The organism is Streptomyces sp. NPDC096176, assembly GCF_044763255.1.
Classification (GTDB): Bacteria; Actinomycetota; Actinomycetes; order Streptomycetales; family Streptomycetaceae; genus Streptomyces.
On record NZ_JBIWFV010000011.1, the window covers coordinates 63,834 to 89,479 of the forward strand.

20 protein-coding genes are annotated in these 25,646 nt (G+C 70.2%); 14 read left to right on the forward strand and 6 right to left on the reverse strand.

The genetic code is table 11. The features are described 5' to 3' along the window. Positions 1-60 precede the first annotated feature (60 nt). Positions 61-846 carry a transcriptional repressor LexA gene (lexA, locus tag ACIQ7Q_RS26990; RefSeq protein ID WP_403867305.1) on the reverse strand — a complete coding sequence of 262 codons (786 nt, stop codon included), beginning with the start codon at positions 844-846 and terminating at the stop codon, positions 61-63. Positions 847-1,411: 565 nt separating this feature from the next. On the opposite strand from lexA, the gene nrdR reads away from it, so the two are divergent. Next, a complete protein-coding gene (gene nrdR / locus ACIQ7Q_RS26995; protein ID WP_403867308.1) occupies positions 1,412-1,924 on the forward strand; it encodes a transcriptional regulator NrdR in 513 nt (170 codons plus the stop codon). Between the two features lie 168 nt (positions 1,925-2,092). Beyond that, entirely contained in the window at positions 2,093-4,984 is a 2,892-nt protein-coding gene (locus ACIQ7Q_RS27000) for a vitamin B12-dependent ribonucleotide reductase (protein WP_403867311.1), read from the forward strand. Positions 4,985-5,210: 226 nt separating this feature from the next. On the opposite strand, the gene ACIQ7Q_RS27005 is transcribed toward ACIQ7Q_RS27000, so the two are convergent. Next, positions 5,211-5,741 carry a TerD family protein gene (locus ACIQ7Q_RS27005; protein ID WP_403867314.1) on the reverse strand — a complete coding sequence of 177 codons (531 nt, stop codon included), beginning with the start codon at positions 5,739-5,741 and terminating at the stop codon, positions 5,211-5,213. A gap of 421 nt (positions 5,742-6,162) precedes the next feature. On the opposite strand from ACIQ7Q_RS27005, the gene ACIQ7Q_RS27010 reads away from it, so the two are divergent. Then, complete coding sequence (locus ACIQ7Q_RS27010; protein WP_403867317.1) at positions 6,163-6,768, forward strand: YdbC family protein; 606 nt, start codon at positions 6,163-6,165, stop codon at positions 6,766-6,768. Here ACIQ7Q_RS27010 and ACIQ7Q_RS27015 read toward each other — a convergent pair whose 3' ends face one another. Further along, on the reverse strand, positions 6,769-7,392 hold the full coding sequence (locus ACIQ7Q_RS27015; protein WP_403867320.1) for a TetR/AcrR family transcriptional regulator: 624 nt from the start codon (positions 7,390-7,392) through the stop codon (positions 6,769-6,771). 88 nt (positions 7,393-7,480) lie between these two features. Between ACIQ7Q_RS27015 and ACIQ7Q_RS27020 the strand changes: the two genes are divergently transcribed. From ACIQ7Q_RS27020 to ACIQ7Q_RS27030, 3 genes are read left to right on the forward strand one after another with little or no spacing between them, the layout of a single operon-like run. Continuing rightward, positions 7,481-9,091: an ABC-F family ATP-binding cassette domain-containing protein gene (locus ACIQ7Q_RS27020; RefSeq protein ID WP_403867323.1), complete on the forward strand. Its 1,611-nt coding sequence runs from the start codon at positions 7,481-7,483 to the stop codon at positions 9,089-9,091. 25 nt (positions 9,092-9,116) lie between these two features. Continuing rightward, on the forward strand, positions 9,117-9,776 hold the full coding sequence (locus ACIQ7Q_RS27025; protein WP_403867325.1) for a histidine phosphatase family protein: 660 nt from the start codon (positions 9,117-9,119) through the stop codon (positions 9,774-9,776). Positions 9,777-9,788: 12 nt separating this feature from the next. After that, a complete protein-coding gene (locus ACIQ7Q_RS27030; protein ID WP_403867328.1) occupies positions 9,789-10,703 on the forward strand; it encodes an ADP-ribosylglycohydrolase family protein in 915 nt (304 codons plus the stop codon). Positions 10,704-11,038: 335 nt separating this feature from the next. Here the strand turns inward: ACIQ7Q_RS27030 and ACIQ7Q_RS27035 are convergent, their stop codons facing one another. Further along, positions 11,039-11,365 carry a hypothetical protein gene (locus ACIQ7Q_RS27035; RefSeq protein ID WP_403867331.1) on the reverse strand — a complete coding sequence of 109 codons (327 nt, stop codon included), beginning with the start codon at positions 11,363-11,365 and terminating at the stop codon, positions 11,039-11,041. A 436-nt stretch (positions 11,366-11,801) separates the two neighbouring features. Here ACIQ7Q_RS27035 and ACIQ7Q_RS27040 point away from each other — a divergent pair, with 436 nt between their 5' ends. Beyond that, entirely contained in the window at positions 11,802-12,503 is a 702-nt protein-coding gene (locus ACIQ7Q_RS27040; protein ID WP_403867334.1) for a ribonuclease HII, read from the forward strand. 82 nt (positions 12,504-12,585) lie between these two features. After that, on the forward strand, positions 12,586-13,215 hold the full coding sequence (locus tag ACIQ7Q_RS27045; RefSeq protein ID WP_403867337.1) for a hypothetical protein: 630 nt from the start codon (positions 12,586-12,588) through the stop codon (positions 13,213-13,215). Positions 13,216-13,291: 76 nt separating this feature from the next. Here the strand turns inward: ACIQ7Q_RS27045 and ACIQ7Q_RS27050 are convergent, their stop codons facing one another. After that, positions 13,292-13,921, reverse strand: a complete 630-nt coding sequence (locus ACIQ7Q_RS27050) for a hypothetical protein (RefSeq protein WP_403867340.1) — start codon at positions 13,919-13,921, stop codon at positions 13,292-13,294. Positions 13,922-14,138: 217 nt separating this feature from the next. Continuing rightward, a complete protein-coding gene (locus tag ACIQ7Q_RS27055; protein ID WP_403867343.1) occupies positions 14,139-16,310 on the reverse strand; it encodes a RecQ family ATP-dependent DNA helicase in 2,172 nt (723 codons plus the stop codon). A 110-nt stretch (positions 16,311-16,420) separates the two neighbouring features. Here ACIQ7Q_RS27055 and ACIQ7Q_RS27060 point away from each other — a divergent pair, with 110 nt between their 5' ends. The 6 genes from ACIQ7Q_RS27060 to ACIQ7Q_RS27085 all read left to right on the forward strand — a co-directional run bounded on the left by ACIQ7Q_RS27060 (position 16,421) and on the right by ACIQ7Q_RS27085 (position 25,619). Then, on the forward strand, positions 16,421-17,770 hold the full coding sequence (locus tag ACIQ7Q_RS27060; RefSeq protein WP_403867346.1) for a DUF4192 domain-containing protein: 1,350 nt from the start codon (positions 16,421-16,423) through the stop codon (positions 17,768-17,770). A 223-nt stretch (positions 17,771-17,993) separates the two neighbouring features. Further along, positions 17,994-19,946, forward strand: coding sequence for a glycogen debranching N-terminal domain-containing protein (locus ACIQ7Q_RS27065; RefSeq protein WP_403867349.1), 1,953 nt, complete (start codon positions 17,994-17,996; stop codon positions 19,944-19,946). Positions 19,947-20,042: 96 nt separating this feature from the next. Next, positions 20,043-20,807 (forward strand): NUDIX hydrolase, encoded by a 765-nt coding sequence (locus tag ACIQ7Q_RS27070; RefSeq protein ID WP_403867352.1) that lies wholly within the window; start codon positions 20,043-20,045, stop codon positions 20,805-20,807. A gap of 976 nt (positions 20,808-21,783) precedes the next feature. After that, on the forward strand, positions 21,784-22,671 hold the full coding sequence (locus ACIQ7Q_RS27075; protein WP_403867355.1) for a FadR/GntR family transcriptional regulator: 888 nt from the start codon (positions 21,784-21,786) through the stop codon (positions 22,669-22,671). A 339-nt stretch (positions 22,672-23,010) separates the two neighbouring features. Next, positions 23,011-24,564, forward strand: coding sequence for an RNA polymerase sigma factor (locus ACIQ7Q_RS27080; RefSeq protein ID WP_403867358.1), 1,554 nt, complete (start codon positions 23,011-23,013; stop codon positions 24,562-24,564). A gap of 224 nt (positions 24,565-24,788) precedes the next feature. Beyond that, positions 24,789-25,619 (forward strand): S1 family peptidase, encoded by an 831-nt coding sequence (locus ACIQ7Q_RS27085; protein ID WP_403867361.1) that lies wholly within the window; start codon positions 24,789-24,791, stop codon positions 25,617-25,619. Positions 25,620-25,646 lie beyond the last annotated feature (27 nt).

Genomic DNA, 25,646 nt, shown 5'->3' on the forward strand with positions numbered 1-25,646 from the left:
AGCAGGACCCGGGACCGGCGCAGTGGGTCCCGGGGTCCGGTCCGAGGCCGGCGGGTGGGCTCACACCCGCCGCAGCACCGCCACCACCTTGCCGAGGATGGTCGCCTCGTCACCGGGAATGGGCTGATACGCGGCATTGTGCGGGAGCAGCCAGACATGGCCGTTCTCCCGCTTGAAGCGCTTGACGGTGGCTTCGCCGTCCAGCATGGCGGCCACGATGTCGCCGTTCTCCGCGACGGGCTGGCGGCGGACGGTCACCCAGTCGCCGTCGCAGATCGCGGCTTCGATCATCGAGTCTCCGACGACCTTCAGCACGAAGAGCTCACCGTCGCCGACGAGCTGGCGGGGGAGAGGGAAGACGTCCTCGACGGACTCCTCGGCGAGGATGGGGCCACCGGCCGCGATCCGGCCGACGAGGGGCACATAGGAGGCGGCGGGCTTGCCCGTGGTGTCCGTGGGCTGGGTGCTGGGCTGGTCGGAGCCGCGGACCTCGTAAGCCCTGGGGCGGTGGGGGTCCCTGCGCAGGAATCCCTTGCGCTCGAGGGCCATGAGCTGGTGAGCCACCGAGGAGGTGCTCGACAGGCCCACCGCCTGGCCGATCTCACGCATTGACGGCGGGTATCCCCGCCGCTGCACGGAGTCGCGGATGACCTCGATGACGCGCCGCTGCCGATCCGTGAGACCTGAGCTGTCCGCCCGGATTCCTGGAGGTCGGCCGGGCAGCGAGCGGGTGGGCTTGGGCCCCTCCGGGCTCGTGGCTGCGTCATCCATGGCATGCACCGACTCGAATCGGCTCTGTGAGCGGTCCTGGGCAGTGATGGTGGCACTGTCTGCGGTGGTGGTCACGTCGGCCCCTCTCGAATGGTCTCCCTAGTTGGACAACGGTAGTTGGTTTCGAAAGGTTGCGCCAAACACACGTTCGAGTGAAAAATCGCAGATTGCCTGACGTTGGCATTCAGCTGGGTGTATGTGCGAATGATCGAACCGGGATCCTGCAGACCGTCACGGTATCCGCCGCCGTCGGCGACCGCGTCAGCGGGTGGCGCCAGTCTGGCATCCGACCGTGTTCGAACGGTGGAGCCGCGCCCGTCGCCACCCATCTCCGCGCCCTGCCGCATCGCCGTTCGTAGGGGCCAGCCGTGACGCCGGGCGCGGCTCGATGCACTCCGTGCAGAGGGTCGACACGGGCAGTGTCCGTGAGGATTTTCCGGCCGCTCCTGTGCGACACGCGTAGCGAGCTGAGGATGTAGCAAACCCCAGATCTAGTGGTTGCATTGGGTTCGCCGCCCAGAAGTTGTGTCCCTGGTGCTTCAGGGGTGAGGGCATCGCCTATGCTGGTGGCTGCTTCGTGGGGCTCGTAAACAGCCCACCGAGGCTATCCGGTCGTGCTGTGAAGGAGGGGTTGGGAGCCATGCACTGTCCCTTCTGCAGGCACCCCGACAGCCGCGTCGTCGACAGTCGCACCACCGACGACGGAACGGCGATCCGGCGGCGCCGGCAGTGTCCGGACTGCGCCCGTCGCTTCACGACGGTGGAGACCGCCTCGCTGATGGTGGTCAAGCGCAGTGGCGTGACCGAGCCCTTCAGTCGTACCAAGGTCATCTCCGGCGTGCGCAAGGCGTGCCAGGGGCGGCCTGTCACCGAGGACGCTCTCGCCCAGCTCGGCCAGCGGGTCGAGGAGGCTGTGCGCGCCACCGGCAGCGCCGAGCTGACCACTCATGACGTGGGTCTGGCCATACTCGGCCCCCTGCAGGAGCTCGACCTCGTCGCCTACCTGCGCTTCGCGTCCGTGTACCGGGCATTCGACTCACTCGAAGACTTCGAGGCCGCCATCGCGGAGCTCCGCGCCGGCCGGCCTCCAGCTGAGGACGGCGGGAGCGGCGGGACCGCTGAGGTCCCCGTGCCCGCCACCGCCGCCGACTGAGCGACACGGCTGAACGGAACGGGTCCGGACAGGACCCGCCGGTCGGCTCAGGGCGGCAAAGAACCTGCTCGCGGGCGCTGTGCGCGGCGGCCGGGGCAACAGACAGAAACCGTGCCACGGGAAGAACTGGGCACTTCAGGGCGTTTTTGCCCGTATATGGGAGGCGGCATGACCGAGACGACGAGCGGCCCGGCGCGAGGGTCCCGAGCCAAGGGATCCAAGGCGAGCAAGGGCCTGCGTATCGAGCGCGTCCACACCACCCCCGGCGTGCATCCGTACGACGAGGTGGTGTGGGAGCGCCGTGACGTCGTCATGACCAACTGGCGTGACGGCTCGGTGAACTTCGAGCAGCGTGGCGTCGAGTTCCCCGACTTCTGGTCGGTGAACGCGGTCAACATCGTCACCAGCAAGTACTTCCGCGGGGCCGTCGGCACCCCGCAGCGCGAGACCGGTCTCAAGCAGCTGATCGACCGGATCGTGAAGACCTACCGCAAGGCCGGCGAGGACTACAACTACTTCGCCTCGCCCGCCGACGCGGAGATCTTCGAGCACGAGCTGGCGTACGCCCTCCTGCACCAGATCTTCAGCTTCAACTCCCCGGTGTGGTTCAACGTCGGCACGCCCCAGCCGCAGCAGGTCTCCGCCTGCTTCATCCTTTCCGTCGACGACTCCATGGAGTCGATCCTCGACTGGTACAAGGAAGAGGGCATGATCTTCAAGGGCGGCTCCGGCGCCGGCCTGAACCTTTCCCGGATCCGTTCCTCCAAGGAACTCCTCTCCTCCGGCGGCAACGCCTCCGGCCCGGTCTCCTTCATGCGGGGCGCCGACGCGTCCGCAGGAACGATCAAGTCGGGCGGCGCCACCCGCCGCGCCGCCAAGATGGTCATTCTCGACGTCGACCACCCGGACATCGAGAACTTCATCGAGACCAAGGTGAAGGAAGAGGAGAAGATCCGCGCCCTGCGCGACGCGGGCTTCGACATGGACCTGGGCGGCGACGACATCACGTCCGTCCAGTACCAGAACGCCAACAACTCGGTGCGCGTCAACGACGAGTTCATGAAGGCGGTCGAGTCGGGCGGCAAGTTCGGCCTGCGCGCCCGGATGACCGGTGAGGTCATCGAGGAGGTCGACGCCAAGGGCCTCTTCCGCAAGATGGCGGAGGCGGCCTGGGCCTGCGCCGACCCGGGCATCCAGTACGACGACACGATCAACCACTGGCACACCTGCCCCGAGTCCGGCCGGATCAACGGCTCGAACCCGTGCAGCGAGTACATGCACCTGGACAACACCTCGTGCAACCTCGCCTCGCTGAACCTTATGAAGTTCCTCAAGGACGACGGCAAGGGTCTCCAGTCCTTCGACGTCGAGCGCTTCGCCAAGGTCGTCGAGCTGGTCATCACCGCGATGGACATCTCCATCTGCTTCGCGGACTTCCCGACCCAGAAGATCGGCGAGAACACCCGGGCCTTCCGCCAGCTCGGCATCGGTTATGCCAACCTCGGCGCACTGCTGATGGCGACGGGTCACGCCTACGACTCCGCCGGCGGCCGCGCCCTCGCCGGCTCCATCACCTCCCTGATGACCGGTACCTCCTACCGGCGTTCCGCCGAACTGGCCGCCGTCGTCGGTCCGTACGCCGGGTACGCCCGCAACGCCGCGCCGCACCAGCGCGTCATGAAGCAGCACTCCGACGCCAACGCCGTGGCCGTCCGCATGGACGACCTGGACACGCCGATCTGGGCCGCCGCCACGGAGGCCTGGCAGGACGTGATCCGCCTCGGCGAGAAGAACGGTTTCCGCAACGCCCAGGCGTCGGTCATCGCCCCGACCGGCACCATCGGTCTCGCGATGTCCTGCGACACCACCGGCCTGGAGCCGGACCTCGCCCTGGTCAAGTTCAAGAAGCTGGTCGGCGGCGGCTCGATGCAGATCGTCAACGGCACGGTCCCGCAGGCGCTGCGCCGCCTCGGGTACCAGCCGGAGCAGATCGAGGCGATCGTCGCCCACATCGCCGACCACGGCAATGTGATCGACGCCCCGGGCCTGAAGGCGGAGCACTACGAGGTCTTCGACTGCGCCATGGGTGAGCGTTCCATCTCCGCGATGGGCCACGTCCGCATGATGGCCGCCATCCAGCCCTGGATCTCCGGCGCGCTGTCCAAGACGGTCAACCTCCCGGAGACCGCCACCGTCGAGGACGTCGAAGAGGTCTACTTCGAGGCGTGGAAGATGGGCGTCAAGGCGCTCGCCATCTACCGCGACAACTGCAAGGTCGGCCAGCCCCTCTCTGCCAAGAAGAAGGAGCAGGAGAAGGCCGAGGTGACCGAGAAGGCCGAGGAGACGATCCGGGCCGCGGTCGAGAAGGTCGTCGAGTACCGGCCGGTCCGCAAGCGCCTCCCCAAGGGCCGCCCGGGCATCACCACCTCCTTCACGGTGGGCGGCGCAGAGGGCTACATGACCGCGAACTCGTACCCGGACGACGGCCTGGGCGAGGTCTTCCTGAAGATGTCGAAGCAGGGCTCGACCCTCGCGGGCATGATGGATGCCTTCTCGATCGCCGTCTCGGTCGGTCTGCAGTACGGCGTTCCGCTGGAGACCTACGTCTCGAAGTTCACCAACATGCGTTTCGAGCCGGCCGGTATGACGGACGACCCGGATGTGCGGATGGCCCAGTCCATCGTCGACTACATCTTCCGTCGCCTGGCACTGGACTTCCTGCCCTTCGAGACGCGATCCGCGCTTGGCATCCACTCGGCCGAGGAGCGCCAGCGCCACCTGGAGACCGGTTCGTACGAGCCGTCCCTCGAGGACGACGAGATGGATGTCGAGGCACTGGCTCAGTCGGCGCCGCGTCAGCAGGAGCCGCTGAAGGCCTTCACCGCCCCGCAGGCGGAGGTCCCGGCACCCAAGCAGGCGCACACGTCCGCGGAGCTCGTCGAGATGCAGCTCGGTATCAGCGCCGACGCACCGCTGTGCTTCTCCTGCGGGACGAAGATGCAGCGTGCCGGGTCCTGCTACATCTGCGAGGGCTGCGGCTCGACCAGCGGCTGCAGTTGAAACCGGGCGGAATCGCGTTGGATGCGACATCCGACGTAGCTGAGAACGAAGCGTGATCTCCGGAAGGGAGGGGCGTCGGCCTTGGGCCGGCGCCCCTCCCTTCGGTCGTAGGCACACCAGGGCCGTGCCCGGGAGGGCGCGCACCGCGCCGGAGACACGCGAACCGGTGAGGGCGGGGAGCCGAACAGGCTTCCCGCCCTTCCGCGTTCGGGCAGGGGCCGCGTGCTCAGCGCCCCCGGCCGCCCATCACCGTGACGAACGACTGGGGGTCCGCGTCATGGCCGACGAGCGACTCGCTGAACACCCAGTCTTCCGACTCGCCGCGGACGAACTCCCCGATCGTGGCCGCAGTGGAGCCGGAGACATCGGCGAAGTCGGTCTTGCCGATCTCCACGTGTCCCTCCAGGACCCGCACCAGGACGTTCGAGACGTCGCCGAACACCGTGCGACCGTTGCGCTGCTGGATCACGACCCCGACGACGACCCTGCCGTACCCGGCTGCCAGCCGGTCGAACTCCAGCGTCATGACTTCGTCCGCGCCGAAACCCTGCCCCGTCTTGCTCTCCCTCGTCAGGATGATCGTGCCGTCGGGCGAGCGGCTGTCGAAGTGCACGACGTATGCCGGTTCGCCGTGCGGAGCCTCCGTCGGATATGTCGCGGCCACTATGTCGAGGTCATGAGGCGACTCGCCCAGCGGGCTCGGATCCCACCTGAGGGCCACCTCGGCCTTGCGGACGCCCTTGTTGAGGCTGCTCACGCGCTTCGTCCTTCCCCGTAACTGCCGGAAAATCTGCGTCCGTTGACCGTATCCGTTCAGTGGGGGATGCGGCGAGGCGGCCGCCGGCGCACAACCTCGTCGCGGAATGCTCGATCTCGCTGCTGACCCGGCGGATCAGATGCGTGTTCTCGATACGGTCCAGACAGAGGCGGCGGCGTGCGACCCCTGCGAGGCAGCCGGTGCAGACGTCGAATCCGCCACCTGCGCCGGGCGCCGAGAGAGCGCTCGGCGGATTGCAGGCGGCGGAACAGCGGATTTGGCGTGCAGGGCCGTCATGGCGATCACTGTGCTGGGCCGTCCCGCCACGGTATGCCCGAGTTCGAGGGGCGCACCGGGTCACGGACGGATGTACTCACGCGGAGAGTGACCCGGGCCACGTTCCGCGCCGTACGATGGCGCCGTGCTGGTCAAGTGGATTCGCTGCACGGTGGTCGACCGCCGAGGGTTCGAGCGCGGGCAGCGGAAATGGGCGGGGCTGCTGGGTGAGCCGGGGTTCCGGGGGCAGGGCGGAGGGTGGAGCAGAATACGGCCGAACGTTGCCCACGTCTTCGGCTTCTGGGAGACCCGGGCCTTTTACGACTCGTTCATGGCGCGCTCCCACGACCGGCTCGCGGCTGGGCAGTCGGGCACATACAAGGACATTCAGGCCAAGCTGTTCGACTACCGCTTCGACGTCAAGACGGGATTCGAACCGCGCTTCACGGACGCCGACGTGCTCAGAGTGGCGCACTGCCGGGTCCGTGAGGATCGGGTCGAGCACTACGCCCTGATGCAGGAGAAGGTGTGGAACCCGGCCATGGCCGGGTCGCCGGGGATGGTGCGCGGTGTGTTCGGGGAGGCCCCCGGCAACGAGTTCCTGGTGATGTCCATGTGGCGGTCGGCGGCGGAGCACGGGAAGTACCGCACCGAGCGCGTCGAGCGACTGCTGCTGCGCGCGCAGACGGAGGCCGATGTCGCGGCGCTGGCCGGAGACGTCGTGGAGCTCGAACCCTCCTGGACGGTGTGATCAGCCGCCGGGAGCGGCGGCGAAGGCGCCCGCCCGCACGGCCGCGAGAGCGGCATCGGCCGCCTGGTCGGCGAGCGCTTCGTCGATCGGCTCGCGGGTGATGAACAACCTGAAGTACATCGGGGCCGAGACGGCCCGCACCACCGCGCCGGCGTCGGTCCCCGGTCGCGCCTCTCCGCGGGCGATGGCGCGGCGCACGATGGCCTCGCAGCGGGAGAACCGCTCCGAGTAGAAGGCGTGAAGAGCGTCGGCGGCACGGGGCGCCTGGAAGGCTGCGGCGATGATCGCGGTGGGCGCGGCGGCCCGTGCAGGATCGGCGAAGGATTGGGTCGCCTCGCGGGCCAAGGCCCGCAGGTCCCCTTCGAGCGTTCCCGTGTCGGGCGGGGTCCAGTCGTCCTCGCCCGCCAGGTCGAGCGCGTCGGCGACGAGCCCCTCGATGCCGCCCCAGCGCCGGTAGAGGGTCGTCTTGTGTACGCCGGAATGCTCCGCGACGTATTCGACGGTGAGGCCGGGATAGCCGTGCTCCCCCAGGCCTGTGAGAACGGCATCGCGGACGGCAGCTCGCGTGCGGGCGGTGCGGCCACCAGGGCGGAGCGTGCCGGGGGCCGAGGATCTGCCGGTCAATTGCTACTCCTGTTGCATTAGGGGCTTCGAGTGTGCCACACTCTGCGTAACGCGACAACCGTTGCGTTAGCTCTCCTCGGAGGTGTACTTGCCCACTCAGATCTCCATGCGCGGCGTGACCCTGTCCCGTGGTGACCGACTACTGCTCGACGGTGCGTCGCTCACCGTGCGCCCCGGGGAGCGGGTCGGCATCGTCGGGGAGAACGGCGCAGGAAAGTCCACGCTGCTGCGCCTGCTGGCCGGCGTCGACCGGCCGGACGAGGGCGAGGTGATCACCTTCGCTGAACACGGGGCGGGGCACTTGGCCCAGACCCCGCAGCTGCCGCCCGGCAGCACCGTCGACGACGCCATCGACGACGCCCTGGAGGAGCTGCGCTCGATGGAGGCGAGACTGCGCGAGCTCGAGGCGCGCCTCGGCTCGCCGGAGGACGGTGATCTCGACGAGTACGGAGATCTGCTCACCATCTTCGAGCTCCGCGGCGGATATGAGGCGGACGCACGGGTCGACAAGGCCCTGCACGGGCTGGGTATCGCCCACATCGACCGCGGGCGCACGCTGGGCAGTCTGTCCGGGGGCGAGCAGGCGCGGCTCGGCATCGCCTGTCTGGTAGCCGCGGCACCCGAGGTGATGCTGCTCGACGAGCCGACGAACCACCTGGACGAGGCCGCGCTCGACTGGCTGGAGAGCGCGCTGCTCCACCATCCAGGGACGGTGGTCGCCGTCTCGCACGACCGCACCTTCCTCGAGCGGGTCACCACAGCGGTTATCGAGGTGGACGCCGATCGCCGCACGGTCACGCGCTATGGCGGTGGGTACGAAGGATTCCGCACGGAGCAGGCGGCCGCTCGCCGCCGCTGGGAGCAGGCGTACGAGGAGTGGTGCGAGGAGACGGCGCGCCTCGAGGAGTTCTCGGCGACCACTGCCCATGGTGTCGCTGTGGGCCGGGCCATCAAGGACAACAACAAGATGGCGTACGACCGGGCCGGCGGCAGGGTCCAGGCCTCGGTGTCGGGGCGGGTCCGCAATGCGCAGGAGCGGCTGCGCCGGCTCCGAGAGGAGCCCGTCGCGAAGCCTCCGGAGCCGCTGCGGTTCACCGCGGGACCGGTGTCGGGAGCGGCCGCCGGTGAGCTGGTCGCTCTGTCCGGCGTACGAGTGGGGAGCAGGCTCTCGGTCGCTGATCTTTCCGTCGAAGCCGGGGAGAAGCTGCTGATCCACGGCGGCAACGGCGCGGGGAAGTCCACTCTGCTGCGGGTCATGGCGGGATTGATGGAACCGGACGCCGGATCCGTGACGCGTAAAGGCAGGATCGGCTTCCTGGCACAGGAGATCCCGGTGAACCGCCCGGCGGAGCCGGTGCTCGCGGCCTTCGGCCGGGGACTCGCGCTCACCAACGAGGAGTGCGCGGAACTGCTCCTGTCGTACGGGCTCTTCCGGGAGAGGGACCTCCACATCGCCGTGGGATCGCTCTCCGCCGGTCAGCGCCGACGGCTGGCGCTGGCCCGCTTGCTGGCCCGGCCGGCCGACCTGCTGCTGCTCGACGAGCCCGCCAACCATCTGGCGCTCGGCCTGGTGGAGGAGCTGGAGGAAGCCCTGTCCCGCTGGACCGGCGCGCTGGTGGTGGTCTCCCACGACCGCTTGCTGCGACGGAGCTTCGACGGCCGCGTACGCCGGATGGACTCGGGCCGGCTGCTCGACTGATCAGGGCTCCCTCTAGGGTCGAGGTATGCCACGACCGCGACGCATCGTCCTCGTCCGGCACGGAGAGTCGGTGGGCAACGCCGACGACACGGTGTACGAACGCGAGCCCGACCATGCGCTCCCGCTGACCGCGGTCGGTCTGGCTCAGGCGACGGAGACCGGTGAGCGGCTGCGCGAGCTGTTCGGACACGAGCGTGTGAGCGTGTACGTCTCGCCCTATCGCCGCACCCATCAGACGTTCCAAGCCTTCGGTCTGGACCCGGAGCTCGTGCGGATCAGGGAGGAGCCGAGGCTCCGGGAGCAGGACTGGGGGAACTGGCAGGACCGGGAGGACGTACGACTGCAGAAGGCGTATCGCGACGCGTACGGCCACTTCTTCTACCGCTTCGCCCAGGGAGAATCAGGCGCCGATGTGTACGACCGGGTCGGGGCGTTTCTGGAGAGCCTGCACCGGAGTTTCATCGCGCCGGATCACCCGCCGAACGTGCTCCTGGTGACGCACGGGCTGACCATGCGGTTGTTCTGCATGCGCTGGTTCCACTGGTCGGTCGCCGAGTTCGAGTCGCTCTCCAACCCGGGCAACGGCGAGACCCGCATACTGCAGCTCGGCGACGACGCGCGGTACACCCTGGACCGGCCCTTCGAGCAGTGGCGGACCCCGGAGCCGTACGGCGCCACCGGATAGAGTGGCGGGAAGATGACCGCTGATTCCTCTCGCGCCCGGCGCTTCGCACGCGCTCTGGACAGCCTGCGCGGCCTGTCCGTGGGAGACGCCCTTGGCTCCCAGTTCTTCGTGCCCTCCAACTATCCGCTGCTGAAACGGCGCGAGCTGCCGCCGTCCATGTGGCAGTGGACGGACGACACCGAAATGGCCTGCTCGGTGCTGGCCGTGCTCGTCGAGCACCACCGCGTGGACCAGGACGCCCTTGCCCGGTCCTTCGCCGAACACCACGACTTCGACCGCGGCTACGGTCCCGCCGTCAACCGGCTGCTCCGGCTCATCCGGGAAGGGGGCGACTGGCGGGAGCTGGCGGCCCAGCTGTTCAAGGGCCAGGGTTCGTGGGGCAACGGCTCCGCCATGCGGATCGCGCCCCTCGGCGCCTGGTACGCGGACGACCCGGAGCAGGCCACGCACCAAGCCGAGATCTCCTCGTATCCGACCCATCAGCACCGCGAGGCCGTGGTCGGCTCCATGGCCGTGGCGGCGGCAGCGGCATTGGCGGCGAGCCCCGCCGGCCCCCCTGGGCCAGAGGACCTGCTGGACGGCGTGATCGCCCTGGTGCCGCGCAGCGCGGTGGGGGCAGGGCTGCGCAGGGCGCGCGACATGCTCGACTACAACGACGCCGGTACGGTCGCGGCGGTACTGGGCAGCGGCCGGCGTACCAGTGCCCATGACACGGTGCCGTTCGCGCTGTGGTCCGCGGCACGGTCGCTCGGGGACTTCGAGCAGACCTTCTGGACGACCGCGCAGGTCGGTGGCGACGTCGACACGACGTGCGCCATCGCCTGTGGAGTGGTCGCCGCGGGCAAGGCGGGGCAGCCGCCGGCGCACTGGCTGGAGCAGACCGAGGAACTGCCGGACTGGCTACCGGGGTCCGACCGGCTCGACTGACTTCGACTGGGCTGACTTCGACGGGCGGGCCCGGCGGGACGTGTTCCGACCTCGGCGGGCAGGCGCGGCGGAGTGCTCCGGCCTCGGCGCCTGACCGGGCGCAGGCTGCGACGGTGGAGAGGAGTGGGGTACAGGCCGCCCGCCGTTCACGGCCTCTACCCCGCGGTCAGGCGGCGTGACCGCCGGCTCCCGCAGCACCGCCGAGTGCCTCCAGGTCGCTCTTGCGTACCCGGACCACACGAAGAGCGGTCAGCACGGCGTGCGCGACCAGGCCCACCCCGGCCGAGAGGCGGTGGCGATGCCTTCGGCGAGAACCTGGTGCTCCCAGGGCGGCGTCAGCTCGTGGGTTTCGGCGGAGGCCTCTTGCTGGGCGGAGTCGATTCGGAGAGGAACGACGCAAGTTGGCACTCCACTTCGTTGCGGATCGCCGTTCCGAAGACGGTCACCAGGATCAACACTCCCAGGGAACCGCGGACCATCTGCGTGGCCTTGAGAAGTCTCGACGCCGCCCCCGACTCGAGCTGCGCCACGCCCGACACCGGGGTCGGCATCGCCGTCACGAACACCAGCCCCATGCCGAACCGCGCCGGCCTTCCAAGGAGGATCTGGTCGCCGACGCGCTGGAGGCCGGGCTGCCGAGGCTCGGCTAGGCCGCCGCTCACGGGGGCGCCGGGAGGACCTCTTCCAGCTCAGCCGACGGGTGCGTGACGCGATGTTCTCCCGCCGTGGGGTGGCGCTCCGATCGGTGCTTTACGAATGCGACAGCGCCACCGCCGAACGGTTCCCCGGTGTGATCGTCGACTTCGGGTCGTCGAGCCGTCCATCCAGCTCCTCGACTAGGTGGTGCACCGTGGCGTCCAGCGTCAACACGCGCGGGTGGACGCGGCATCCGAGCTCGTCATCGATGTGGTCCCGGCCTGCAGATGTATCCCTCGAAGGTGTGCGGAGGTGAATGGCCCGAGAAGAGCATCGCGGAGATGGTCGATCGGGTCATGGTCCCGCTGCTCCGGCCTTACCGTCCCCATGAGGCTCCGGGCGGACCGTGACAGGGATCCGGTTGTCACCCGGCGCCCTGCGCGGCGTACCCTTGCTGGCGCCATGCCCTACGAACCACCCACCCACACAGTCGAGCGCTCGATCAGAGCCACCACAGGCGCCAGGATCGTCGCCGGCATCGACGAAGTCGGCCGCGGCGCGTGGGCTGGGCCGGTGACCGTGTGCGCGGCGATCACCGGACTTCGCAGGCCGCCCTTGGGGCTGACCGACTCGAAGCTGATCACCCCCAAGCGCCGTGAAGAGTTGGCGGGACTGCTCGAGGGCTGGGTCACGGCCCACGCGCTCGGACACGCGTCCCCCGAGGAGATCGACGACCTGGGGATGACGGCGGCGCTCCGGCTGGCGGCTGTACGGGCGCTGGATGGGCTGCCGGTGCGTCCGGACGCCATCATCCTCGACGGCAAGCACGACTATCTGGGAGTGCCCTGGCAGGTGCGTACGGTCATCAAGGGCGACCAGTCCTGCGTGGCCGTGGCTGCGGCCTCGGTGATCGCCAAGGTGCGCAGGGACGCGATGATGGCGCGATTGTCGGAGGACTTCGCCGTCTTCGGCTTCGCCGAGAACGCCGGCTATCCCTCACCGGTGCACAAGGCAGCCCTGCGGGCGCTGGGGCCCACCCCGTACCACCGCCTCTCGTGGGCCTATCTCGACTCGCTGCCCCAGTGGCGGCACCTCAAGAAGGTCCGCATCTCGCCGGAGGCGGCCGAACTGGAAAGCGGGGGCCAGCTCGGCTTCGACTTCTGAACTCGCCCTGCCCACAGTCCGGTCGCACTTTTGTGCCCACCCGCCGATGCCTTCCGCACCGGCATTTGATAGACATCCACTCATGCCTCTCATTCCCGAGGAGCCTCAGATTCACGAGAGCGCCCAGGGTCCCCGCGTCACTCCGGCCGCAGGCCGCACCGCGCCGACCCCTCGTCCCGTACCCGGTCCGCGGTCCGCGGCCTCGCCGCGTCCCGGAAACCCGGGTCCCGGCCAGGCCAGGCCCGCACCGCCCGCACCGCCGACGCAGCGCGCGTCCGGTGCTGCCGCGAAGCCGCAGCCGAGCCGTCCGGAGCATCGTTCCGCGCCGCAGATCCAGCTGATCCCCGCTCCCGTGGGCGGTGCGCTGGACGCCGCCGACGAGGCGGTCGACCTGCTGCTCGACTCCGGTCGAGCCCCGGGTGACGTCCTGGTGCTCACCACCGGTGACCAGCACCCGTGGGCCGCGCATGAACTGTCCTTCGGCGAAGACGCCTACTGGGCACAGCACGACGCCCGCGACGACGTCTTCTACGCGGACGCCGCCTCGGCGGGTCGCGCCGCGGAGCGCCCCGTGGTGGTTGTCGCGGTGAACGGTGGCCCGGACGGCACCGCCGCCCGCGCGCTGCCGGCCGCCCTGGAGAAGGCTTCAGGGCTCCTCATCGTGTGCGGTGACCCCCAGCAGATCAACACCGTGCTCGGCGCGGGCGTCTGACCGACACGACGTGTACGGACCGCAGGGTCCGGTCGCGACCCGGCTGCCCGGTCCGCGGGCAGCCGGCGGATGGCCTTCAGCGGGCTGCCGTGCGACGGAGCGCGTCCATGGCGCCCCCGCCCGTGCGCAGCGGCATCCGGTCCGCGTCGGCGCCGACGTCGGCCAAATGGCCTGGCGGCGATGTCGAGTTGGGCTGACGGCCGCCGCGGCCCTCGCCCAGCACCTGCCAACCGCCGCGTGTCAGCGTGATGTACGCGCCGCAGCGCAGCCCGTGCAGCGTGCAGGCGTCCCTGAGCCCCCACATCCACGCCCCGTCCTCCTCCGTCCACCGCTCGTCGCCGTCACGGCAGTAGAGCAGCACGGCGGTGCGCACCGGCGTACGCCGCCGGAGGTCGTGCGGGATCACACGGCGCAGATGCGCGAGCAGTGCGTTACGGAACTCCCAGCCGTCCGCAGCGGCGGAGCGTCGGGAGAACGACGCGCTGGCCGTAAGCCGTTCCTCGTGGTCGAGCACGGCGACGACAGCCGTCGCCAGTGCGGGTCGATGGCGGGCGTGCAGTCCACTGACCACTTCGCGCGGGTTGCGCAGCAGCGGGATTCCGGCAGCGGCCCACTCGGCCGGCTCGAGCAACCGGGCAAGCTGGTTGGCGGAGTTGGCCGATGCGGTGATCGAGGTGGCTGCGGACGAAGCGAATCCGAAGGTCACGGTCCTCCCTTCGCATACGCGCCCACAGTGCGGGCAGAGTCGGGTGAGGGCGCGCCACGGCATGGCCCTCGACACCGAGAACGGGCCGTGCGGGGAGCAGTCCAATTCTTCCTGCCGCGTGGGGATGCGGCAACGAGCAATTCGGCGTCACCGGCGGGAATCGGCGGGTATGACGCTCATATCCCTTCCCCGGCTCGTCCCGACCGACCCCTCCGGGTCAGGACTGGACGGCAAGGACCAGCGGAAACACGCCCTCCGCACCCGCCCTGCGCAGCAGCCGTGACGCCACGGCCAGGGTCCAGCCACTGTCCGAGTAGTCGTCGACCAGCAGTACAGGGCCGCCTGCCGCGGCCAGGGCCGCCACCAGCTGAGGCGGTACGACGAGAGTTTCGTGCAGTGCCCGCACCCGCTGGGCGCTGTTCGTACGGGAGATCCGGGCGTCCAGCGCCTCGGGCACGTACTCGACGGAACCGAGCAGAGGCATCCGGCCGACCTCCGCGATACGGCTGCCCAGGGAGTCGATCAAACGGGGCCGGCTGCGGGAGGCGACGGTGACCACACCCGTCGGCCGCGGCGGTGCGTCCACGGCCCCGGACGCCCACCCGCCAGGTCCCTTGGCCCAGTCGGCGAGCACGGTCACCACCGCGCCCGCCATGTCGTCGGGCACGGGGCCGTCCGGTGTCTGCGGAGCGAGCAACGGGCGGAGCCGGTTGCCCCAGCCGATGTCCGAAAGCCGCCCCAGCGCCCGCCCCGTGAAGGCCAGCTCACCTTCCGGGATACGGCCCTTGAGGCTGACGCCGACAGCGGGCAGTCCGGTCGGCCACATCTTGCGGGGCTCGACGTCGACGCCCGGCCTGCCCAGCTCCCCGCGAGCGGCGTCCAGGGCCTCGGCCGACACCTTGTCGCTGAACCGTGCCCCGGCGCAGTTGTCGCAACGACCGCATCGGGTCGCCTCCTCGTCGTCCAACTGGCGCCGCAGGAACTCCATCCGGCACTCGGTGGAGCGCGCGTACTCGCGCATGGCCTGCTGCTCGGACGCACGCTGGCGGGCAACCCAGGCATACCGGTCCGAGTCGTACGACCACGGCTGACCCGTGGTTGTCCAGCCGCCCTTCACCCGCCGGACCGCGCCATCCACGTCGAGCACCTTGAGCATGGTCTCGAGCCGTGTGCGCCGCAGCTCCACCAGAGGCTCCAGGGCCGGCAGGGACAGCGGCCTGTCCGCCTGCGCCAGCACGTCCAGGGTCCGCCGCACGAGCTCCTCAGGAGGGAACGCGACCGAGGCGAAGTACTGCCAGATTGCCTCGTCCTCCTTCCCGGGCAGCAGCAGCACCTCCGCATGCTCCACACCACGCCCCGCGCGGCCCACTTGCTGGTAGTAGGCGATGGGGGAGGAGGGCGAGCCGAGGTGCACGACGAACCCGAGATCCGGCTTGTCGAAACCCATGCCCAGCGCGGACGTCGCCACCAGCGCCTTGACGCGGTTGGCGAGCAGGTCCTCCTCGGCCTGCTGCCGGTCCGCGTTCTCCGTGCGGCCGGTGTACGAGATCACGGTGTGACCGCACTGGCGCAGATACGCGGTGACCTCCTCGGCCGCCGCGACCGTCAGCGTGTAGATGATGCCGGAGCCGGGGAGCTCTCCCAGATGGTCGGCGAGCCAGGCGAGACGGGTGGCGGCATCCGGAAGCTGCAGCACTCCTAGGCTGAGGCTCTCCCGCTCCAGCGGCCCGCGCAGCACGAGAGCGTCCGTACCCGCCCCGGTGCCCAGCTGGTCGGCCACGTCGGCGGTGACCCGCGCATTGGCGGTGGCGGTGGTCGCGAGGACGGGGACGCCTTCCGGCAGGTCGGCGAGCATCGTGCGCAACCTGCGGTAGTCCGGGCGGAAGTCATGGCCCCAGTCGGAGATGCAGTGGGCCTCGTCCACCACCAGCAGCCCGGTCGCCGCCGCGAGGCGGGGCAGCACCTCGTCGCGGAAGTCGGGGTTGTTGAGCCGCTCCGGGCTCACCAGCAGCACGTCGACCTCGCCCGACGCGACCTCGGCCTGGATCGTCTCCCACTCCTCCGTGTTGGAGGAATTGATGGTGCGCGCGCGAATGCCCGCGCGGGCAGCAGCCTCCACCTGGTTGCGCATCAGCGCGAGAAGGGGAGAGACGATCACTGTGGGGCCGCTGCCGCGCGCCCGCAGCAGGGATGTGGCGACGAAGTACACCGCGGACTTGCCCCATCCCGTCCGCTGCACGACCAGCGCCCGGCGCTTGTCCGCGACCAGCGCCTCGATGGCCCGCCACTGGTCCTCGCGGAGCCGGGCCCGGCCCGACGTGTCGGAGACGAGCCGAGCCAGTACGGAATCGGCGGAAGCCCTGAGCTCCGCGCGGTCTGCGTTGGTCATGCCCCCATGCAACCCGATGGCACCGACAAAGCGCGAACGGGCTCACGAGCCTGTGGACAACTTATCCACAGGGGGTCGCGGAGTCCTGGCCTTCGCGGGACCGTCGTCGCATGAACAAGCACCACGACCTCACCGGCCCCGGCATCGACCAGCAGATCACGCTTCGCGGACCCGCCGAACTCGCCGACGCGCTGCCGTACATGCTGGGTTTCCATCCGACTGATTCGATCGTGCTCGTCGCCCTGCACGGCAGCAACGGACGCTTCGGCGGACGGCTGCGGCTCGGTATCCCCCGCTCGCCCCGCGAGTGGTCACCCGTCGCCTCGCAGCTCGCCGAGTGCCTGATTCAGGGCAGCGAGCGCCGCGGACCACGTCCCGACGGCATCGTGGTCTTTCTCTGCCAGGACCCCGCAGAGGGCGAGACGAGCCTGCGGGTGATGGAACGCCTGCGCCCGCTCGCGCAGCGGCTGCGTACGGCCTGCGGCGGACTCGATGTCCCCGTCTACGAGGCGCTGTGCATCTCCGACGGTCGCTTCTGGAGCTACTGCTGTCCCGACACGCGCTGCTGCCCGCCCGACGGAACGCCGCTCGCCCTGTCGGGCACGTCCGTTATGGCCGCTGCGGCCGCCTATGCCGGTATCCGGGTCCGCGGAAGCCTCCGGGGTATGGAGGGGCGGTTCGCGCCGAAGCCGGCCTCGGCAGCGGAGGATCAGATCAGGGCCCTCGACGAGGCAGGTACGGCCCTGACCCCCAGAATTCTCGACGCACAGGGACGCCTGGAAGTCGCCGAAGAGACCGTGACGCTGGCCGGCCGCCTGCTCGACCGTCTCGCACGAACTCCTCACCGCGACGACGGTGTCGGGCCCGACGCGACGGACGACAAGCTCATCACGCACGAGGAAGCCGCGGCGGTGATCCTCGGCCTGCAGGACCGGGAGATCAGGGACCGCGCGGCCCAGTGGATGGAAGGGCCGGAAGCGGCCCCGGCCCTGAGGCTCTGGCGCGCCCTGTCACGCCGATGCGTCGGCCCGTACGCGGAGCACGCCGCCGCGACCCTCACGCTCGCCGGATGGGTCTCCTGGTCCATGGGAGACGAGCCGGGGGCGCGCGTGGCACTGGGGCTCGCGCTGCGGGCCGACCCCGAATACGTCTTCGCACGTCTCCTGCACCAGGCGTGCAACGAGGGCCTGGACCCGGAGACCGTGCGCCGCTGCCTCCGCAAGCAGCGGGACGTCCGGCCTCAGGAGCCGCCGCCCCGCACCGACGGTGCCGGGATCCGTACGCGCCGGCGTCGGCGCAGCGGTCCCCTCAGCCCCTCCGCCGCGGAGTCGGGCACGGCCCCGACCCGGACACGCGGCAGCGGTGCCCCCGCCCGGCCCCGTAACGGCACAGCAGCCGCACGGGCTCGGACACGCGCCCGACGGCGCAGCGGGCAGCGCGGCACGAGGAGCGGACGATGAAGGCCGTGACCAGGGCAGCTGCGTCGGCGTTCAAGATCGTGGCGGAGTCGTACGACCCGTGCCGTCGTTCCCACCACGGCTGTCCGGAGTGCACGGAAGGCACAGCAGACCACTCATGGCCATCAGCGCATCTCGCCGACACACCGCACCGGACGACCGGCGGTCGCAGACCCGGAGGGGGCCAACGCAGCCCGCGTCCGCCTCGTCCCCCGGTCTTCCGCCCATGCACCACGCGATCGTCTGCGTCGCCATGCCCTGCCTGGCGATCTCCCCGGAGGACGGCCAGCTCACGGGCAGCGGACTGGAAGGCGTCTACCGGTCGGGACGACGGCTGCTGGCCTGCTGCCGGCTTCGGATCGCGGGACGGGAACCGATCGCGGTCCAGGGCAGATCCGTGTCGACCGGACTCGCGGCATTCGCGTCCGTGGTGCGCGCTCCGTCCGGAGCCGGCCCCGATCCCGAGGTCGCCGTGGAGCGTTCGCGCGATGCCGAGGGAACGGAACGGATCACGCTGCGCAGCTCCGCCGCCAGGCACCTCAGGCTCCCGGTGGAGATCGCCCTCGGCACCGACCTCGCAGATCTCGCGGCCGTCGCGGCCGGCCGCCCGGGACCCGAACTGCCCGCGCACGTCCACGAGAACGGCATGCGATGGTCGGCCGGTCACGGCAGAGGCAGTGCCCAGGCGATCATCACCGCGCAGCCGCCGCCGCACGACACCCTTGCCTCCGCGGGGCTGCTCCGGTGGGAGCTGGACCTGCCACCGGGTGCTTCGGTCACCCTCGAGCTCCGGGTGCGCTCCGAGCGCGGCGACCGCTCCGACCGCCCCGTCGGCCCGGCCGGCCGGGGGGTCCGTGGCTTACTGCCGGAGGCCCGGGCGGAAGGCGACGACGACCGGTCGACGGCTCTGCTCGAGACCAGTCTCGGCGACCTCCGGGGCCTGCTCTGCCGGGATCCCGCCTACCCAGTGGACGCGATCCCGGCCGCTGGAGTGCCTTGGCGTTGCGGGCAGGCACCGGCCGAGGCGCTGTGGGCCGTGCGCATGGCGCTCCCGGTCTCCACCCGGCTCGTGGCATCCACCCTGCGCATCCTCGCCCGCACGCAACACACCGGCAGTGGAGCGGAGTTCGGCCGCCTGCCCGGTCCGTTGCGCGACGCAGGCCCCCATCTTCCGCCGAGCTGCGCGGGCACGGAGGCGACCCTCGCCTTCCCAGTGATCCTGGCAGAGGCATGGCGCTGGGGTCTCCCGGAGTGCGACTTGGCCGAGCTGCTGCCCACGGCGGAGCGCTGTCTCCACTGGCTGCGGCGGACAGCCGGTGGAGACGGACTGCTGCCCGAGCCCGGCTCCGGATTTCTGCGGACCGAGACCCAGGCCCATGCCCACAGGGCCGCACTGCTCGGGGCCGACCTTCTCGAGGCCGCAGGCCGACCGGGGGCCGACGAGTGGCGTGCTCGGGCGGGCGGCATGAGGCGGCGCTTCCGGGACGACCTATGGATCGACGACCTGACCGGTGGACGTCCGGCAGCCGGCAGCCGGCCCGACGGCCGACCGGTGCTCCCATTGGGGAGCGCCGCGGGTCATCTCCTCGACACGGGACTGACCGCCGGAGGGCGCATGGCACCCGGACTGCTGGACAAGGCACACACGGAGCAGCTGGCCAGACTGCTGGGCGGGCCCGCGCTGGACTGCGGCTGGGGACTGCGCAGCCTGGGCAGCAACGAGCCGGGACACAATCCGTTCGGCCACCGCTCGGGAGTCGTGCGGGTGCACGAGACGGTCGTCGCTGTGGCGGGCCTCGCCGCCGCGGGACACGAGAAGGAAGCGTCCGCCTTGCTCCGTGGGCTCCTCGACGCCTCGGCGGCCTTCGGACACCGGCTGCCGGAGATGTTCGCGGGCCATCAGCGCACGGCCGGCAGCGTCCCGGTGCCGCATCCGGCGGCCTGCAGGCCGGCTGCCCTGGCGGCGGCTTCGGGTATCCAGTTGCTCGTCGCGCTCGCTGGTGTCCGGCCCGATGCGCCGGCAGGGACGGTCGCCCTGCGTCCACTGCGGTGTGCTCCGCTGGGCGCGCTCCGTCTCTCGGGGCTCTCCGTGGCGGGCGCACCCTTCGCGGTGCGGATCGGCCGACTGGGTCTCGGTGTGGTGGAGCAGGCGGCCGAGGGGCTGCAGTTGGGGGTGTGAACCGACGGCGGCGGGCCGTCGCACCCGAGTGAGGAATCCGTTGTCGCAGGTGGCGACGGGTGTGTTTATCGTCAGGAAGACGACTATGATCGCGGCATGTCGCCCTACGACCCGTCGGCCTTCCCGCCCTTCGCCGTCACTGTCGACCTGGTCGTGCTCACCGTGCGTCGGCACGCGCTCTGTGCGCTCGTCGTGCGCCGCGGTGAGCCACCGTTCCAGGGGCGGTGGGCGCTGCCCGGGGGCTTCGTCAGGGGCGACGAGGACCTGGCGGCGGCAGCCGCGCGCGAGCTCGCCGAGGAGACGGGGCTGTGCGCGCACGACCCCGCTTCACCGGCGCCCGGGAACGGCGCTCACCTGGAGCAGCTCGCCACGTACGGCGACCCCGAGCGCGACCCCCGGATGCGAGTGGTGAGCGTGGCGCACCTCGTGCTCGCGCCCGACCTCCCGGCGCCCCGCGCGGGCGGCGATGCCAACAGCGCCCGTTGGGCTCCCGTCGAGGAGCTCCTCGCCCAGGGCGGCGCGTTCCCGCGCGAAGGCGAGCAGCAGGCGCCGCTCGCCTTCGACCATGCGCTGATCCTGGCCGACGGAGTGGAGCGCGCCCGTTCCAAGATCGAGTACTCGTCGCTGGCCACCGCGTTCTGCCCGCCGGAGTTCACGGTCGGAGAACTGCGGCGCGTGTACGAGGCGGTCTGGGGTGTCGCTCTCGACCCCCGCAACTTCCACCGCAAGGTGACAGGCACCCCGGGCTTCCTGGTGCCGACGGGCGGGACGACGACTCGTCAGGGCGGGCGCCCGGCCCAGCTCTTCAGGGCCGGCGGCGCCACGGTGCTGAACCCGCCGATGCTGCGCCCCGAGGTCTGATCGCACAGCGGGAGCGGGGCTGCCGTCCCGCCGTACGACGGGTCGGAACGTGGAGCGGAACTGCCGTAGGCGCGTCGAGCGGGCCGACTCTGACACCCGGGGCTACGGCCTATGCATAAAAAGTCTGAAATGTCGCGTTATCGTACTGGGGTACCCCTGTCGTCGCTGGGCGGTCTCACCTTCCGCGAGAGAGGCGAGAGAAGCGATGCTCCAGGCCACCGGACTCACCCGCACCCGCCGCCGAGAGCACTTGCCCGCCGTGGGCGAGCCAGCTCGGCCTCCTCCTCGGCGACGCGCACGGCAGACCACCGGCGCCCGCCGCGCGCCGCCCGCCGACCGCAGTGGACGCGGAGTGCCGCGGCCGGGGTGGCCCGCATCCGTGGCGATGAACCGGCTCGACGTCGTGGCCGTGGCCGTTGATGTCCACGCCCTGTGTCTCGTGTTCGGCCGGGACTTGGGCCCCGTTGCGGAGAACTTGCCTGCCGCGCGTATCGGTTGGGCCGCCCTCCTCGTCTGCTGCGCAAGGGTGGGTCTGTCGGCCGCAGGCCTTCCCGTGCCCGTTGCGTTCACAGGGCCGGTGAGGGTGATGTCGCTCGTACAGAAGGTGCTTGTCGTACCGGCAGCCCGTTCGACGGCAGGGGCCCTCGACGGGCTCCTGAGGGCAGTCCGGATCGAGCTGCCGCGGCAGGCGGATCGTCCTCGCGCGAGCGCCCGGTGCCTGCCTGCTCAACCTCTCGGCATGTCAAGGGCGTTGCCTTGGGTGGCTTTGATCTGCACGTTTGTGTCCACAAGTGTCCGTGGCAGGTGCTCTCGGTGATCGCGACGGATCGACTGAACCCGAACTGCCCGGCACCTCTTGGTGAATGCCTGATTCCTTCCGATAAGGCGTCAATTGCGGGGTGGGTGCCGATCACCCTTTCGTGTGCTTTTCACCAAAGACCTCAAGGGGCTCGGAAGCCAGGCCGACAAAGGATGCGTGAGTACCCTTGCGCACACCATGATGACCTCCGCCCGCCCCACCGAGTCCGGTCTCGCCGGCCCGGGCGAACTCGATCGATACGGCTTCGCGGAGCCGCCCGTCGCCGACCGCGTCGGCCCTCCCTCCTGGGACGGCTCCGACGGCGAGTTGGGCCGGGTCGGCCGCCGCGCGACAGGCAGTCGGGGCCGCGGCCTGCACGGCCAACTCGTCCAGCAACTCGGCCAGATGATCGTCTCGGGCGACCTGGGCGCCGATCGCCCGCTCGTCCCCGAGGAGATCGGTCAGCGCTTCGAGGTCTCCCGCACCGTCGTCCGCGAGTCGCTTCGCGTTCTCGAGGCCAAGGGCCTGGTCAGTGCCCGGCCCAACGTCGGAACCCGTGTCCGGCCCGTCAGCGACTGGAATCTGCTCGACCCCGACATCATCGAATGGCGCGCCTTCGGCCCGCAGCGGGAGGACCAGCGCCGCGAGCTGAGCGAGCTGCGCTGGACGATCGAGCCGCTCGCCGCCCGTCTCGCCGCCGGGCACGGCCGCGAGGACGTCCAGCAGCGTCTCGGCGACATGGTCGAGATCATGGGCCACGCCCTCGCCCAGGGTGACGGGCTCACCTTTTCGCGAGCCGACGCCGAGTTCCACTCCCTGCTCATCCAGCTCGCCGGCAATCGCATGCTGGAGCATCTGTCGGGGATCGTCTCGGCCGCCCTCCACGTCTCCGGTGGACCGGTCACGGGCTGTGACCGCCCCACCGAAGCCTCCCTGGCGCACCACGCCCGCATTGCCGACGCCCTCGCTTCCGGGGACGCTCACGCCGCGGAATCCGCCATGCGGCAGCTGCTCACCGTTCACCCGGAAGTGGAGCGAGTGGTTCCCGCGCCGCGTGAGCACTGACCGCGTCGGCGGTCGGGGAGCGCGCCGGCGGGTCGGTCGTATGTCGCCGGATTCCGACGGGGGATCCGGCGGCATGTTGTGGGAGAAACCGCCTGTCTGACTGTTTCGTGGCATTTGGGGTGTGACTCGGGCCACGTGGATTGGGCGTAACGCTCCTCGAAGCAACGCGATGACCTAAGAGGTGACAGCCGAGGAGGGAATACAGCCGCCGCACACGGCGCTGTGAGAGCTCCTGGGTTCCGCCCGCGCCACCGGTACATCCGCAACCCGGTGGTCGTCGGCTCCGGCCCGATCATGGGTGGGGCCGGAAGCCGTTTCCATCGTTCCGAGAGGTTGTTCGTGTCGGCCAGCACATCCCGTACGCTCCCGCCGGAGATCGCCGAGTCCGAGTCTGTGATGGCGCTCATCGAGCGGGGAAAGGCTGATGGGCAGATCGCCGGCGATGACGTGCGTCGGGCCTTCGAGGCTGACCAGATTCCGCCAACCCAGTGGAAGAATGTTCTGCGCAGCCTCAACCAGATCCTCGAGGAAGAGGGTGTGACGCTGATGGTCAGTGCAGCGGAGTCGCCGAAGCGCGCCCGCAAGAGCGTCGCAGCGAAGAGCCCGGCAAAGCGCACCGCCACCAAGACCGTCGCGGCCAAGACCGCCACGGCCAAGACCGTCGCCGCCACCGCGGCCCCGACGGCCGAGACCGTCGAGGTCCCCGCCGACGAGTCCTCCGAGACCGCCCCCAAGAAGGCGGCCGCGAAGAAGACCACCGCCAAGAAGACGGCGGCCAAGAAGACCACCGCCAAGAAGACGGCGGCCAAGAAGACCACCGCCAAGAAGGACTCCGACGAGGCCGTCGAGGGCGAAGAGCTCCTCGACGAGGTCCAGCCGGGCGGCAAGGGCGACGAAGAGGAGACCGAAGGCGAGAGCAAGGGCTTCGTCCTCTCCGACGACGACGAGGACGACGCTCCCGCGCAGCAGGTCGCCGTCGCGGGTGCCACCGCCGACCCGGTCAAGGACTACCTGAAGCAGATCGGCAAGGTTCCGCTGCTCAACGCCGAGCAGGAGGTCGAGCTCGCCAAGCGCATCGAGGCCGGCCTCTTCGCCGAGGACAAGCTGGCGAACTCCGACAAGCTGGCGCCGAAGCTCAAGCGCGAGCTGGAGATCATCGCCGAGGACGGCCGCCGCGCCAAGAACCACCTGCTGGAGGCCAACCTCCGGCTGGTCGTCTCGCTGGCCAAGCGCTACACCGGTCGCGGCATGCTCTTCCTGGACCTGATCCAGGAGGGCAACCTCGGTCTGATCCGCGCGGTCGAGAAGTTCGACTACACCAAGGGCTACAAGTTTTCCACGTACGCCACCTGGTGGATCCGTCAGGCGATCACCCGTGCGATGGCGGACCAGGCCCGCACCATCCGTATCCCGGTGCACATGGTCGAGGTCATCAACAAGCTCGCACGCGTCCAGCGCCAGATGCTCCAGGACCTGGGCCGTGAGCCCACCCCGGAGGAGCTGGCCAAGGAGCTCGACATGACCCCCGAGAAGGTCATCGAGGTCCAGAAGTACGGCCGTGAGCCGATCTCGCTGCACACTCCGCTCGGCGAGGACGGCGACAGCGAGTTCGGTGACCTCATCGAGGACTCCGAGGCGGTCGTCCCGGCCGACGCGGTGAGCTTCACGCTGCTGCAGGAGCAGCTCCACTCGGTGCTCGACACCCTGTCCGAGCGTGAGGCGGGCGTCGTGTCGATGCGCTTCGGTCTCACGGACGGTCAGCCGAAGACGCTGGACGAGATCGGCAAGGTCTACGGCGTGACGCGCGAGCGCATTCGTCAGATCGAGTCCAAGACCATGTCGAAGCTGCGTCACCCGTCGCGTTCGCAGGTGTTGCGCGACTACCTCGACTAGGTCGCCCACCACCCGGCAGTGTCCGAGCAGCATCCACGTGCACAGGGGTCGAAGGGCCCGGCTCCCCGAGGGAGTCGGGCCCTTCGCCATGCGTCGGTCCCTTCGCCATGTGGGGCCGGCTCGTCGCCCTGCTGGTCGGGCTCCTCGCCATGTGGAGCGGGTGCGTATGGCGGCAGGCTGGTTGACTCTGAGTTGACTGGATTCACGCTGAGTCAGGAGGCCGTATGCGTCGCCCTACCACCCGAGGACCGGCCAGGGTGCTGGCCCTGATCGCAGCAGTGGTCGGGCCACCACTGGCGATGTCTCTTCCCGCCGCCGCGGACAGCGTGGTCATAGGCGGTTACGAGGTGCGTGCCGAGGACAGCCCTTGGGTCGTCGCCCTGTCCAGCGTTGACCGGTTCGGCCCAAAGCGCGGAGGTCAGTTCTGCGGCGGTGTGGTCGTCGCGCCGACCAAGGTGATGACGGCTGCCCACTGCCTGAGCACCGCTGTGCTGGGCAAGGAAGCCGCCGCAGTCAGCGACCTCCGGGTCATCGTCGGCCGCTCGGAACTGGCCGGCGAGGGAGGCCAGGAGGTCCCTGTGCGGGCCACCTGGATCGCACCCGACTACGACCCCGTCACCAACAGTCCCGACATGGCGCTGCTGACCCTGTCCAAGGCGCTGCCCAAGATCCATGTGCTGCCGGTGGCGGAAGCGAAGGACGCCGCGACCGAGGTGGGGACCGCTGCCACGGTCTACGGCTGGGGCGATACGAAGGGTGACGGCAGTTACTCGTCGTCGCTGCGGGCGGCGCCGGTGTCGGTGCTGCCGGACGAGACATGCGCGAAGGCGTATCCCGGCGGGCAGGGCAGCAGATTTCTGAAGTCCACCATGCTGTGCGCCGGCGATCCCCAGGGCGGTCACGACGCCTGCCAGGGCGACAGCGGAGGCCCGCTGATCGCCAAGGGCCGACTGATCGGCCTGGTGTCCTGGGGGAGTGGCTGTGGGCTGTCTGACGGGCCGGGCGTCTACACGAGGGTCTCCGCCCTGGATCCGCCGCTGGCGGAGGCGGACTGACCGGCTGGGGCAGGTGAAACACCGCCG

Bases quoted from the DNA above. Each gene is read 5' to 3' on its own strand.
- ACIQ7Q_RS27085 (WP_403867361.1), top strand. From the start codon at position 24,789: ATGCGTCGCCCTACCACCCGAGGACCGGCCAGGGTGCTGGCCCTGATC.
- ACIQ7Q_RS27030 (WP_403867328.1), top strand. From the start codon at position 9,789: ATGACCGCTGATTCCTCTCGCGCCCGGCGCTTCGCACGCGCTCTGGAC.
- nrdR (WP_403867308.1), top strand. From the start codon at position 1,412: ATGCACTGTCCCTTCTGCAGGCACCCCGACAGCCGCGTCGTCGACAGT.
- ACIQ7Q_RS27000 (WP_403867311.1), top strand. From the start codon at position 2,093: ATGACCGAGACGACGAGCGGCCCGGCGCGAGGGTCCCGAGCCAAGGGA.
- ACIQ7Q_RS27060 (WP_403867346.1), top strand. From the start codon at position 16,421: ATGAACAAGCACCACGACCTCACCGGCCCCGGCATCGACCAGCAGATC.
- ACIQ7Q_RS27055 (WP_403867343.1), bottom strand. From the start codon at position 16,310: ATGACCAACGCAGACCGCGCGGAGCTCAGGGCTTCCGCCGATTCCGTA.
- ACIQ7Q_RS27045 (WP_403867337.1), top strand. From the start codon at position 12,586: ATGCCTCTCATTCCCGAGGAGCCTCAGATTCACGAGAGCGCCCAGGGT.
- ACIQ7Q_RS27065 (WP_403867349.1), top strand. From the start codon at position 17,994: ATGCACCACGCGATCGTCTGCGTCGCCATGCCCTGCCTGGCGATCTCC.
- ACIQ7Q_RS27025 (WP_403867325.1), top strand. From the start codon at position 9,117: ATGCCACGACCGCGACGCATCGTCCTCGTCCGGCACGGAGAGTCGGTG.
- ACIQ7Q_RS27070 (WP_403867352.1), top strand. From the start codon at position 20,043: ATGTCGCCCTACGACCCGTCGGCCTTCCCGCCCTTCGCCGTCACTGTC.
- ACIQ7Q_RS27040 (WP_403867334.1), top strand. From the start codon at position 11,802: ATGCCCTACGAACCACCCACCCACACAGTCGAGCGCTCGATCAGAGCC.